This window comes from Methanospirillum hungatei, from assembly GCF_019263745.1.
Lineage (GTDB): Archaea > Halobacteriota > Methanomicrobia > Methanomicrobiales > Methanospirillaceae > Methanospirillum > Methanospirillum purgamenti.
Map to the genome: position 1 here is coordinate 1748450 of NZ_CP077107.1, position 12608 is coordinate 1761057.

Here is a 12608-nt window from a genome sequence, read left to right on the forward strand (position 1 = left end):
CAAAGAGAATGCCTGCTATCCCAAAGATGCGGGCATGTGATCATTGAACTAATTTTTTTCAACACAGGTTAAGGTATTCGATTCTCTTCACACGGTTGTCGGTACCTTTCCCACCATACCTGCCAGGAGTATTAAAAGAATTCCCAAAATGAAAAGATTCCCAAGAACTATCTCTCCGGGGATAAACCCAGGGATAATCAGGTTTATTCCAAATAGTATTGTTAAGAGGTGAAGGATAATCACCATTCGAAGAAGTTTTTTCTTTGCAGGAGATGGAAAAACCAGGTCATCCGGAGGGCTTTGTATGGTACGAACAACCGGATGAAGTATCTTTCCAAGACCGGTGCTTCCGGTTATCACATTCCAGATACCCAAGCTGAAAAACATCCAGCCGGTCAAAAGTCCTGGAATGATACAGGAATATATGCCAAGTGAGACGACGACAAGACCGATAAGGATCAGGATCCAGGATCGTTTATACACACCCAGCGGGGTTTTTCCAAGTGCCAGCACCTGAATTGCCATGATTACCATGAGCAGACCAAACTGACTGTCACGAGAGAACGGATACAGCCCCTGACTTACCGGGATGAGAAGGACTGCACATTCGGTAAAGATAACTCCAAGCAGAAGAAGGAATGAAACCGGAATAGAGAGGGGAACTTCCTCTAAAAAGAGCACCTGAAAGAGACGGTTTTTACTATGAGAAACTGAAGAATTTGTCTGGTCTGCAGTTTCTTTCTGAGGATAGACCAATGAGACTTTCTGAATACACCATGCAAGATAAAAGAGACTGACACTAAAGACCAAAGAGAGCAGACTGGCAGAAACACCTGAGAAAAACCAGGGGAAAAGAATCACAAGACCAAACAGAATCTCTGTCAGGTATACAAATCCACAGGCGAAGGTGAGATGTTGTAGTATTCCTGGAACCCTGATCCACTCCTGTGTCCTTCCTTTTGAGAAGAGCAGATGAAGAAAAAGTACAAACCCTCCGGTTATCATGAGGATACCAACCAATTCTGGGATTATCCCAGCCAGAAATCCTGGAATAAAACAGGCTCCAGTCCCAAGGATGGCGGTTGAGAATCCAAGAATGATGAGTATCCAGTTACGATGGAATGTTCCGAATGGGGTTTTTCCCAGTGTTATCATCTGAATGGAACACAGAACAAGCAAGAGTCCATAGGCACTATCCGGATTATATGGCAATTCACCAGTCTGAATTCTGAACCTGAGCAGACCGAAGAGAAGCATGAACATCCCAAAGACGACCAGGATGACTGTTCCAAGGGTCAGTTCAAATGGATTATCAAGTACCGGATTGGTCAGGCTATTTCTATTATTGTCCGTAATGGGAATACTCATGAAAAAATGTACCGGGATAGGTATCAAAAATAAATTATGAGACCGTAAATTGGCCCATTTCTGCTGCGATACGTTGAACAGATGCAGTTGCTTCGGAGATAGCACGTGAGATCTGATCTATGGATGCAGTCACTTCCTGCGTGGCTGCTGCTGAATCAACAGCCTCTTTCGCTGTCTGCTGAACCAGGGTCTCAATCTCATGGACACTTGCAGTTATTTCCTCCACTGCAGCAGCCTGTTCCTCAGAGGCACTGGCTCCCTCTGCAAGCTGTTCGTAAATAACATTGATCGCCTGTACAATCTCATTGAAAACGCCCAGTGTTTCTCTTACCGCCTCATTTCCACTCTTTACTTCACTGAGCGATTCAGTCATGGAATCAGAAACCACCTGAGATTTCTTTTGCAGGTTACCAATGATGGTTGCAATATTTTCTGCGGATTTTTGAGATTCCAGGGCAAGTGATTTGACTTCATCGGCAACAACAGCAAAACCCATGCCTGCTTCTCCAGCACGGGCAGCCTCTATTGCTGCATTAAGGGCAAGAAGACCGGTCTGTTCTGATATTCCGGTAATGATGTCCACAATCTTACCAATCTCCTCCATCTGATTATTGATGTCTTGGATATTGTTTCCTGTATCCTCAAATGAGACCATTATTCCATTCATACCGGTCTCAGCTTTTCCGGCCAGGTTAAGACCCTTCTTTGAAAGATCCACGGTGTGCATTGCTTTTTCTGATGCTTCCTCTGCAGATGATGCAACAGCCCCAACAGCTTTGGAAAGATCATCCATAGCAGAAAGAACTTGAGATATACTACTGCTGTTTCGTTCCGCGAGCATGCTAACCGATGAAGAGTTCTGTGCAAGCATGGTGATAGTACTGGTGACTTCCTCAGCACCTGCATTTGTCTCTTCCATCACACCACTTAAGGTATTCACCTCTTTCTTGACACCATTTATTGCTCCGGATACACTCATTCCGCTGTTATCGAGAGCATTTTTAAATTTCTCGAAGTCGCCTTTTACCTGTGATTTCGAATCATACCTGGCGGCAAAATTTCCGGCAGCAAACTTATTGACGATGTTCATTGCCTCTTGAAGCGGATGAACGAATGCACTGATAAGGTCATTGACACTTTGGACTGTTACAAGAAATTCCCCTTCATGTTCAGAGGTATTGATGGTTGCATCAATGTTACCGCTCTTAATCGCGTTTGCTACATTCATTATCGCTGTATTGGCCTGTTTTGATCTCTCAATATTCCGGTTAATCTCATGGGATTGCTTCTCAAGATTTACTGCCATCGAATCAAATGAGGAACCAATTTGGGTAATTTCATCCTTACCGGTCAGAGCTATCCGGTGTGACAGGTTTCCTGCTCCAACTTCACCCATACCAGTAATGAGCATATTGATTCTTCGGGTAAGATTTCGAATGATGAGCCATGAAATGAGCAGGAGAATAATCGCACAGATAATGGTAATAATGACCGTGATCAGAACGATTGACTGATAACCAGCCTGTGCATCCAGATAATATTGGTTTGCACTCTGGGTATTGAGTTCTATTAATTTCGCTAATCCATCATAGGTTTTCTGACGTGTCGGAACTAATACTTCGGTTCTCAATTTTGTTGATTCTTCGACTTTTCCGGCAAAATTTAAGTCATTGGTCTGTTGTGCAAGATCGAAATATTCTGTTGACGCCTGTTTGAGATCAGTAAAAACTGCTGTTTCGTCCTCATTCATTGGAATAGATTCATACTCTGCCAGTTTTTCTTTGAAAGAAGCGACATATGGCAATTGATTCGCATCCTGAATGGCGACTTTTTTTACCGGATCAGGCTCCAGGGTGAGCATGTATCCACCGACTGCAAAGCTCATCATGTCAGAATACGCTTCAAGTGCCAGAACTGAATGGGCATATTTATTTTGATATAACTCACCCAATTGTCCGTTTATTTGTTGTGTACTGAATATTCCGATACAACCAACCACAATTATCGCTAAGATTCCCACAATAACGAGAATCAACAATTTTTTACTTATTGTCAGATCATCCAGTTGAATCATCTACCCTGCCTCATAGATATACAGTCATTAAAAAGTATATGAAGATTATGCATCAAAAAACAAAGGAAAAGAGCATCGAGTTTATAAAAAATATTATTCACTTTTAAAAAACAAGGATTTACCTACCCTTCACAATCCAGAAAACCCCCTTTTTACAGACCGCCCAGACCACCCTTGATTATCCCTTCTTTGAGGGCCATACTCTCTCCTGTATTTTTCCCAAAATTTTTCGATGCAGATATCCCACCGGGTGTCAGATTCGGGTGAGGGACACTATTTGCTGACTTATTCCATCCCTCAAAGATCCAGGACCAGGAGTCTGGATTTTCAGCCACCAACTTGGCGAATCCGGGTGAGAGAGGAGTACTCCTCGAAAAAGACGGGAGAGTGAGATTTGTGTTTCCTCCTGCACCGTTCTGTCCTGTATTGACCTCAACCATTCCGGAGATCGTGCTGGAACCGGCATCATTTACCACCATGAGTGACACCTGGTGTGTTCCGGGGTCGGTGTAGGTATACACCGGATTAGTATCAGTTGAATAGCTGCCATCATCGAAGTACCAGAGTCGGAATGTCGGATCTCCGAGAGATTCGTCAATAAACCGTACCATGAATATATCTGATGCTTCAATGGTTTCTGCACTGAATTTCGCCACCGGTAAGGAAGGATCTGTCACTTCTACCGATTGGGACAGAATCAGAGGACAGGGTGGTTTAATCGTTGGTCGTGGCGTTGGTGTCGGGACCGGAGTTGTTGCAACGATATAATTCTCCGCAATGAAGGTATCAGATCCTCCTGCGTTCGATGCAGTAAGCGAGACTGGGTACATTCCCGGACGGGTATATGTATGATACGGATGTTGCCTGGGTGAATAACTGCCGTCACCAAAATACCAACCCCATGATACAGGTTTATCTGTTGATGTATCGATGAACAGGATGGTGAGCGGAACCGGTCCGGTAGTAGGTGATCCCATGAATGATGCTGTTGGCGGGTATGTACCTGGAGATGGAACCTGAGTTGGTGCAGGAACCGGATTTTGCACCTGAATCAGGCCTGGTACAAACGTTTTGTTATATCCCGCACTGTTAGCGACAAGGAATCCAACCGGATAAACACCGGGAGTAGTATAGATATGTTCAGGATTTTGATCATTGGAAGTTCCGCCATCACCAAAATACCATCCCCATTGTGTTGGATTTCCTGTTGAATGATCAGTAAACTGAATTTTCAAAGGAACCGGTCCGGATGACTGAGAAATAGAGAAGCTAGCAACCGGAGGTGTGAGTGAATCAGCCAGTACTCCATCTGACGCTGGAATACCTCCTGATTCTGTAGTATTGTAATATCCGGATTCGAACACGACCGGTGAGATCAAGTCTGAACCGGCCGCGATACATGGACAAAGAAGCATTATGCCCAGAATAAATAGTATTCTAAATTTTTTATCTACCCTATTATGATCTTTCATAGAGAAAACCCCCCATTCCGTACAATAACAGATGCCCTTATATTTATAATTCTTAATAAATATTTTGTAAGCAATGAAAATTTAAAATAATAATCGGGTTTTCTGACTATGATTTCAGGAAGAAGGTATGGAGATCATAAACGGGATGAGAAAATTTCATGGTATGATAAAATGAAGCCCAGGATCTTATGATACCAAATTATGCCCCGGTTTATTTGATTTTTTTATTGCCTGGAGACTCAATTGAGCATGCTGTAGTCGGAGTATACGTTTCCATCTCACCGTCTGAATGAACCTTATCAAGGAGATTGGATAACGATTCTGCTAATTTCTGAGCTGCAGCATGAGACATATAGATGCGTGTGCCTTTGACAACATTTTTACCCTCTTTTTTAATTCCTGGCATTTCAAGAAAGTCAATTGACACATCCCGATGTGAAACCTGTACATATGCCATATTTGAGTACGAGCAATTGGTGATATCCAAAATCAGATCTTCAGGTTTAAAAGCGTATAACTTTTGAAAATCGATAGTTCCGGGATTATTTTTCTCACTTGACTTTTTATCCATACTAAACTCCTTCTGCAACCACAAAACCGTTTTTATAGGGTTCACGGTCTGTAGTTATCCCCCACATTTCAGGAGATGCTGTTGCACATGCCAGTGGTTTATCCTGTTTTTCCAGGTTTTTATGATAATAATCCAGGATTGCAGTATCCATACATCGGGTTTTATCCCGGTCATCAAGCAGTGCATATGCCAGGAGTGATAGTGCAATGAACTTTTTCGACTCTACCACTACCCGATATACCGGATGATAGGTATCTTTTGAGACATTCTCGATTAATCCGAGTTGTACCAGTTTTTGTAATGCATCTCTCACCGTCTTTGGTTTCCTGCCCGTCATCTCTTCAAGATATTTCGGGCGATAATGCATGGTTGGATCGGCAATGATCTCTTCAACTATCTGTGCCTGCGCCGAATTCCCAAATAACCCACCATAAGGAATATCCAAAAAATCCTTAAGATTTTCAGGTAATTCTGATAATATTTTCTCTGACATGGTATTCATCCCCTCCTGATAAATATGGTATCACATGACACCACCTTTGAATATCATTGGAGAGTGAAGTGTAAAAAATTGATCTCATTCAGTAATAATTTTTACATATCAATCCAATGCTGGTGATGTGGCACTTCAAGATCATAATGTATCATCCATTGATCAGCCCATACCTTATCTTTCAATACAATGACCTTGTTTCACCGAGAAAGATAAAGTGCGATTCTTTCTTCCCCCATGTCTTTTATAAACCGTTTCGCTTCAAATCCATTCTCTTTACATTTTCGCTCACAATCCGCCGCACCACGTAATCCCCCACGTTTTTTGAGCCAACCTAAAAATATTGCACCGTTCTCTTTCGGATCCGGACCTTGGGGGACAGATGTATTCATAGAATCGTATAAAAACAGGTATGAGACCAAATCTGCATGAACATTCTGAAATGACGTTGAAAAAAAACGAGCTGGGAGTAAGCATACCCGACATAGGTAATTCTGACAATATCTGACATACCATCCAACCGGGTTACCCGTTTCATCAGCCTGCTATTGTCTCATATTTTCTCATCCTCCGGGTCATCATCATCCCTATCATCAGGAGGAGAGAGCCAGTCTCTCTCTGCCCGGAAATATCCGGGGGGATGAGTATCTGCCCAGTGCATCTTACTTCTCCCGTGAAAGGAAAGGATACCTGACGGTTACATCCCCATCCTCATCAGTCCTGACCACTGATATTATCCCTGCCTGATCTGCATATCTCATCCAGAGCAGGACCGTGCACAGGACATTGATTATTGACGTGACTCCACATCCTGCAGCCAAAACCAGTTCAATCATTTTCTTCCTCCCCGAATACTATCTCCTCGGTGACATTCATGGACCCTGCAATATCTGAAGCATGTGAAACCGTGCGGTTCCCATCATCAGAATGAGCCTTTGTAAGAAGGATACCACTTCCGTTTACGACTGAACCTGCAACCGTTTTCTCTGAAAGGATCCGGTGTGAGAGATAATCGCCACTGATGAAGAGGCCATGCGTTGAGATATCATCCTGACGTCCGGATTTTTGATTCAGAACGGAAAACGTGCAGGTAGGATCCTGTGCTGTCTGATTGTGGGTCTGACCAGTATACTCATCTATCCCCAGTGGACCGGTTGATCTACCGGATACGAGTGTCGTAATTACTTCTCCGATGTTGAGGGTGCGGTTTACCACAGCTTGGTCAGAAGTAAACAGGTGTGCTGCATATGACCGGGCATCACTGATCACCGATGAAGATACCCAGGTTGCTCCTGAACAGACGATTGATGATGAGAGCGAATCCGCATATGTCAGGCCACAGGGCATAACGAGCAGCAATACTCCAAGAGCGACCAGAACCTTGTTCATCCGATCTCCAAAAAGGGAGAGTTCAGGCCAGTTCACTGACCGTATCTGCCCAGGTCTCAACGGTAGTCAGGATGCTGTCTGATTCGTAACTGGAGATGCTCACCTTGTCACGTTTGAAGCTGACATTGTAGAGTTCTCCATTTTCAGCATGACACTTGAGTGTGATATTAAAGCCATCTTCAGAGCTGTCATGTGATGGTGTACCACCCATGGTGGTCTCTATTGCACTATTTGCAAGAATGCTGGCGATGGTGGTATCAAAGGCACCTGATGCCGGTGAACGTACCGATATCCTTCCTACCTGCTTTCCGTCGTTATTTTCATATATAACCGTCCCGGTGTAATATTCCGAACTTTTCGCCACCGCCGGGAGGGTGTCTCCACCGGAAATGTAGGACGTGCATCCCCATGGATTATCTACGAGAATATTCCCGATAATGGTGTTTAAGACTGCTTTACCAGCAAGAGGGGTCGCAAGTACCCGCTCTGCACTTTTTACTACTGATTTTGATACAAAATCTGCCATGTTCGATTCCCCTGCCGTGTGCACTCCGGCACTATCAGGTTGAAAGGGCAGAGATAAAAGAAAGCAGACGATAGTTGGGTTTGAGCAATATTTACACCATGTTTTGGAAAATACTCCCGGAGAGAAACATTTCGGGGAACATTCAGAAGTAACTGCATCATCACAATTTCATCCGATCCGCGATGTGAATTGAGGGAGAGAAAAACTCACCACATTCAGTCATAGGTAATCTCTCAAATACGGGGGCTTTTTTGTGTTTTCCGGAGAGGACCATCTTTACCCGCTGGACCGGGGTTGAGTACACCCTGTCCCCGATAGTCCAGTAAAACCCCTTTCCACTCTCTGAAAGCCATGCAGAACCAGAGCTTTCACCATCAGGACCGGTGACCGGACTCTCTCCCAGGCCAAGAAGGACTACCCAAGTTTCGTCGATGCTGATGGCAGAACATCCCCGGCCATCAATACCAATCCGGAGGAGATCACCATCCAGGAACATTCTCCCGCACCGGACAAACAGAGTCTTCCGGACTGTTCTGACTGTGAATGGGTTCATATCATCCCTCCATCCTCCAAAGGGCATCGATCCAGATATGAAGGTGAGTTTCCGGAAAGTTCACATATTCTCCTCCGTGCCGGTTTTTTTGGATCTCCCTGTCTCAGGTACCAGATCCAAAGAAGATGCGGACAATTTTTCATAGCACAATTCCCAGCGGATGGCCGGTTCATTGGGAACATGAACTGCCCCCTTCAGACTTTTTTGACTGTTCCCGAAGATAACAGGCATCACACAGGCCAAGATGAGCTGTATGATCATACCAGATCAGTGGATTGGTATTACAGACATGACACTTTCCTGCACTGGCGTTGAGTCTGACCATCTGATCAGTGCTGATGAGACCTGGAAGGGGTATAATGGATGCAACATGTCTGCTGACCGCCTTGTTATAGCAGTCTGCACAGAGAAATGCCAGTTCTTCTCCCTTCTGATGGGATCTTTTCCGGTACTGGACCAGAGATCGTCCACAAAGATGACAGGGCTTTTTTTCCGGCCATCCTTCTATGCGGAGGTACTCATCCGGTTTGATGGTTGCAGCAATCTTTTCTGCATGTTTTCTGTTATTTTCTGAAGTTATCCGCCCAGATTTATTGCTTTGATCTGATAAAGAGGACTGATCTGTTGAAATCAGGAGTTCGTTTTCTGCAACCAGGTCCGGACACAGGGGTTCGCAGACATGATCACCGGTGCTTCTCCTGATATCTTCAGCCCCTTCTGTGAGTGTGCCTGCTGCAGAAAATGATTCTCTATCTCTAAGTATATGTGTACATGTACTATTTTGAGAGAGATCTGAAGTCCTTTCATTTTCTGCAGGTGCAGAAATCCGGTCGGTCTCTGCAGAAAATTTTCTGAAATCATCCTCTGGATCATCAGGCGGAGATGAGTCATCATGATGGTGATCGTCTTCTGACTGACGAAGTGATACAGCTCCTCCCTTCACCCATGCGTAATACAAGGAATTATCCCAGACATACACCTTGCTTCTCCGGTGGGTGGTCTGTCCGACATCTCCGACGGTGACTGATCGATCATAGAAGGATATGGCCGGACATTTCTGCAAGAGTCCTGAGTAAATATGGCCCCGTGATGCGTATCCGTTCAGAAGTTTGGATATAGCAGAATTGGTCCATCCTGTCACCCGCTGGATGTCAAGGACAGTAAGTTCTTCCTGGTTTAACATCCGGATAGCTTTAATTAGTGATGATTCATTGCGGGTGAGCTTTGTTATCTGGCCGCCGGTATCTCCGTTCAGGGCATTGTACAGCCTGACCGCTTGTTTGAAATCATCCATGGATGCGATGATATACTCAGTTCCATCAACGGTTTTTCTCTCACGCTGAAACTGCATAAGAGCGGCATTTGTCTTGATCAGGTCAAGGAGCATGTCCGGGTTTCGCCGGTTTGCAACAGACTGAAACTCTATCTGTTCTGCATAGGGGATGATGACAAAGGTGTCCTCTACCATCCGCCATATCTGCCTGATAACAAGGATCTCTTCCCTGACCGATGAGACTGCTGGTGGTATCTGTGCTGCCTCCCGAAGTGTCCGCTCCAGGACTTTCTTGTCCTGCTCTTCACTGTCGTCTATCCATGCGGTGAGCATCCGGTTGAAGATCTGATCATCTCCGACCCCTTCGACCTTTGCGACCCACCAGACACATCGCTCGGGGATGGTACAGGTGATACCGTTTCTGTCTTTTGTGACGGTCCGATACTTGAATGGTTTCAGAAATGAGGTGATGACTCCTTTTAAGATCTCCTGCATCTGCTCTGAGAGGGAGACATCATCAAGGGCTATGACTTTTCCGGGTTTCAAATCCTGTGAGTAAAAGAGTGCTTTGTCACTTATCCGGCCGGATAACCGGAACTCTTCCGGAACCTGGGCCAGCATGGTGTCAATGGCATGTGACTTTCCTTTTCCTGAATCTCCGGTGATTGAGACATGAAGACCTTTTGAGTTGATGACTATCCGGGATGCAAGCGAGAGAATGAGGCATTCTGCGACAACCTGATCCCCGACATGGTCTAGGGCAAAGGTTTCACGCATGTACTGGACCGGGTGTCCTTGACGGAGGATCTCTTCGGCTTTTTGTATTATTTCCGGATTTTCTTCGTGCTCAAAGTTGGGGTGATTTTCTTTTTGTATACCTGATTTTTGGGCTTTCTTCTTTTTCCAGGGATGGGACTTTGAAGATCCGGAATTTTTTGAATCTTCTAAATCATCAATATCTGTCGTCTCATGGGTGTCTGATGATTGCAGGCCTCCCAGGAGATTTTGTTCGGCCAGATATCGTTTCCTGGCATTCTCTTTTTTTATTCTGGAAAGCCGGTCTTCTGTATAGGGTGTGCCTTCATATTTCTGTTTTAGATCTTTCCACCGCTGTATTCCGCCGCCACAACTGTTGTGATGACATCCGGCAAAGATGGCACCTGATTTAAATTGAATGGCATAGGCTCCATCCTGATGAGCATCTGAGAACGGGCACTGGTCAAGAATAAAGAGGGTGCCGTCCCCATATGGTTTCCTGGTATATCCAATATTATACCTGGAAAGCCATGTTGCAAGGTCAACAGGATTATCGGAGATAAGGTTTTTTGACGTAGTTTTCCCTGACGGCCGGGTTCCGGTTTCGGTTGGGTACAGTGAGGCAAGAGTTGTGAGATGGTCACAACCGGTCAGTTGTAGGGATGCTGGTTCTTCTGTCAGTGATGCGACCCGGTGTGAACGAGGTGGGGTGTTGTCCCCTTTCCGTGTCCTTGTGCCGTAGAGTTTCCATATCCGGGCAGCATTGTAGTTCGCGGTATCGATGGTACAGATGTCGTCAGAGAACCGGGCAGAGAGTGCTGTCAGACAGTTTTTGACCAGGTCTGTAGCAGCCTCATCATTGGGAAGATCAATTTTGCATAAGAGATGAGCCCCATTTCCAGAGTCGGCGATGATAGGTTCAGGCCATCCGACTGACTGGAGATAGGCAGATATCTCCTGTGCCTTGTTCATGGCATACTGGTGTTCTTCGTCTGATGATGAGACGCCGGAGGGGCGGACTGGATCGATATCAATAGGAAGCCAATGCCTTCTGATGATGTCCTTGTCGGCGGTTGTGGCATCTTTTTTTGAAAGTCTGATTATGATTCGGTTCGCACGACGAGCGAGCAGTGCCGGGTTTACTTCGTTTAAGGTGATGTAGATCCCCCGGATCTGCGGATTGTCGTCCAGGATACAGACCTGGTCTGCGAGTTTCTCAAAGTTGTCAAAATATCCTGAGCCGATTCCATCATTAGTGATAATTCTGACTTCTACAACTCTGCCAGGGGAGGAGATGAGGTGAAGGGCTCGCAGGATCTCTGATCTCCGGTCAAATGCCATGGACACCCTCCTTTATTGCTGCAAATCCACCGGCCATGACATGATAGCGATCCCAGACAGCAGCCCGTCTGATCCAGAGCTGGATGGTCCCCGGACAGGTACCTGATGCTGCCATTTGAAAAAGCGGGTTCATCTCGCTCACGAGACGGTCTTTCTTAAGCGGTCTCCTCAGGGATTTTACTTTAATTAAGAGGATGTCCTGCCGGTTTTTCCATGCTATGATATCGATAGGCAGGGTTGGGGTTACGACCCGCAGTGCAGTATATCCAAGCTCCTGAAGAAGCCGGCGTGCTGCGTGAGGCGAGGTCCGACAGGTGGAATAATCAGGGGTGTCAGACATGGATCATCCCTCTGCCTTGTTGCACGTGCTGATTTGGATGCGATCTGGTGAGATCCAGAGCGATACAGATCCGTGTCCAAATCCCTTCTGGAGATTTGAACTTTAAGTTCAAAGCCCCCGAAAGCAGTCCATTGACCAAGTGGCCTGGGTTTCTTCCCTGGCCGGGACCTTGTTGTGCTGGAAGAGTCCCGAAATTCCAGGATGGGGAACTTTTTTGCTCTCCAAAAGGAAAGATAGAAAGAACCCCACCTGTGATGAGCTGGCCTGCTTTTTCATGGTTGGGGGATTCGTTCTTCTTCTGATTCCAGTTGATATTCTTTTCATGTGACTGATCATCTGAGAGCGGTGCCCAGAAGAACAGATAGAAATCTTGTTTTCTTGTTGTCATGGTACCGTGCTCCTTTTTAGGGAACAGTCCCATTTGAATTGATTTAACGATTTTAAAGTCCTAA

Annotated in this window: 13 protein-coding genes; all 13 read right to left on the reverse strand. The window is 45.4% G+C overall.

All coding sequences use genetic code 11. The features are described from left to right. Window positions 1-87 precede the first annotated feature (87 nt). Window positions 88-1368: a hypothetical protein gene (locus KSK55_RS08350; protein WP_218606567.1), complete on the reverse strand. Its 1281-nt coding sequence runs from the start codon at window positions 1366-1368 to the stop codon at window positions 88-90. 34 nt (window positions 1369-1402) lie between these two features. Further along, entirely contained in the window at window positions 1403-3442 is a 2040-nt protein-coding gene (locus KSK55_RS08355) for a HAMP domain-containing methyl-accepting chemotaxis protein (protein ID WP_218606568.1), read from the reverse strand. Window positions 3443-3594: 152 nt separating this feature from the next. Beyond that, window positions 3595-4914: a PKD domain-containing protein gene (locus KSK55_RS08360; protein WP_218606569.1), complete on the reverse strand. Its 1320-nt coding sequence runs from the start codon at window positions 4912-4914 to the stop codon at window positions 3595-3597. Window positions 4915-5125: 211 nt separating this feature from the next. Next, entirely contained in the window at window positions 5126-5485 is a 360-nt protein-coding gene (locus KSK55_RS08365; protein WP_218606570.1) for a DUF3467 domain-containing protein, read from the reverse strand. A 1-nt stretch (window position 5486) separates the two neighbouring features. Next, a complete protein-coding gene (locus KSK55_RS08370) occupies window positions 5487-5978 on the reverse strand; it encodes a helix-turn-helix domain-containing protein (RefSeq protein ID WP_218606571.1) in 492 nt (163 codons plus the stop codon). Window positions 5979-6178: 200 nt separating this feature from the next. Then, window positions 6179-6370, reverse strand: a complete 192-nt coding sequence (locus KSK55_RS08375) for a hypothetical protein (RefSeq protein WP_256663960.1) — start codon at window positions 6368-6370, stop codon at window positions 6179-6181. A gap of 270 nt (window positions 6371-6640) precedes the next feature. Then, complete coding sequence (locus KSK55_RS08380; protein ID WP_218606572.1) at window positions 6641-6814, reverse strand: hypothetical protein; 174 nt, start codon at window positions 6812-6814, stop codon at window positions 6641-6643. Beyond that, window positions 6807-7367: a hypothetical protein gene (locus tag KSK55_RS08385; protein ID WP_218606573.1), complete on the reverse strand. Its 561-nt coding sequence runs from the start codon at window positions 7365-7367 to the stop codon at window positions 6807-6809. Before KSK55_RS08385 ends, KSK55_RS08380 begins: the two co-directional genes overlap by 8 nt. 22 nt (window positions 7368-7389) lie before the next feature. Continuing rightward, entirely contained in the window at window positions 7390-7893 is a 504-nt protein-coding gene (locus KSK55_RS08390; RefSeq protein WP_218606574.1) for a hypothetical protein, read from the reverse strand. Between the two features lie 160 nt (window positions 7894-8053). Then, window positions 8054-8446 (reverse strand): hypothetical protein, encoded by a 393-nt coding sequence (locus KSK55_RS08395; protein WP_218606575.1) that lies wholly within the window; start codon window positions 8444-8446, stop codon window positions 8054-8056. A gap of 169 nt (window positions 8447-8615) precedes the next feature. Continuing rightward, a complete protein-coding gene (locus tag KSK55_RS08400) occupies window positions 8616-11816 on the reverse strand; it encodes a hypothetical protein (RefSeq protein WP_218606576.1) in 3201 nt (1066 codons plus the stop codon). Further along, window positions 11806-12156 (reverse strand): hypothetical protein, encoded by a 351-nt coding sequence (locus KSK55_RS08405; protein ID WP_218606577.1) that lies wholly within the window; start codon window positions 12154-12156, stop codon window positions 11806-11808. The genes KSK55_RS08400 and KSK55_RS08405 overlap by 11 nt, the downstream gene beginning before the upstream one ends. Continuing rightward, window positions 12149-12544, reverse strand: a complete 396-nt coding sequence (locus KSK55_RS08410; RefSeq protein ID WP_218606578.1) for a hypothetical protein — start codon at window positions 12542-12544, stop codon at window positions 12149-12151. The genes KSK55_RS08405 and KSK55_RS08410 overlap by 8 nt, the downstream gene beginning before the upstream one ends. Between the last annotated feature and the right edge of the window lie 64 nt (window positions 12545-12608).

Coding starts and splice junctions, on each gene's coding strand:
- KSK55_RS08365 (WP_218606570.1), bottom strand. CDS start 5,485: ATGGATAAAAAGTCAAGTGAGAAAAATAATCCCGGAACTATCGATTTT.
- KSK55_RS08360 (WP_218606569.1), bottom strand. CDS start 4,914: ATGAAAGATCATAATAGGGTAGATAAAAAATTTAGAATACTATTTATT.
- KSK55_RS08385 (WP_218606573.1), bottom strand. CDS start 7,367: ATGAACAAGGTTCTGGTCGCTCTTGGAGTATTGCTGCTCGTTATGCCC.
- KSK55_RS08410 (WP_218606578.1), bottom strand. CDS start 12,544: ATGACAACAAGAAAACAAGATTTCTATCTGTTCTTCTGGGCACCGCTC.
- KSK55_RS08375 (WP_256663960.1), bottom strand. CDS start 6,370: ATGAATACATCTGTCCCCCAAGGTCCGGATCCGAAAGAGAACGGTGCA.
- KSK55_RS08395 (WP_218606575.1), bottom strand. CDS start 8,446: ATGAACCCATTCACAGTCAGAACAGTCCGGAAGACTCTGTTTGTCCGG.
- KSK55_RS08405 (WP_218606577.1), bottom strand. CDS start 12,156: ATGTCTGACACCCCTGATTATTCCACCTGTCGGACCTCGCCTCACGCA.
- KSK55_RS08355 (WP_218606568.1), bottom strand. CDS start 3,442: ATGATTCAACTGGATGATCTGACAATAAGTAAAAAATTGTTGATTCTC.
- KSK55_RS08370 (WP_218606571.1), bottom strand. CDS start 5,978: ATGTCAGAGAAAATATTATCAGAATTACCTGAAAATCTTAAGGATTTT.
- KSK55_RS08400 (WP_218606576.1), bottom strand. CDS start 11,816: ATGGCATTTGACCGGAGATCAGAGATCCTGCGAGCCCTTCACCTCATC.
- KSK55_RS08350 (WP_218606567.1), bottom strand. CDS start 1,368: ATGAGTATTCCCATTACGGACAATAATAGAAATAGCCTGACCAATCCG.
- KSK55_RS08390 (WP_218606574.1), bottom strand. CDS start 7,893: ATGGCAGATTTTGTATCAAAATCAGTAGTAAAAAGTGCAGAGCGGGTA.
- KSK55_RS08380 (WP_218606572.1), bottom strand. CDS start 6,814: ATGATTGAACTGGTTTTGGCTGCAGGATGTGGAGTCACGTCAATAATC.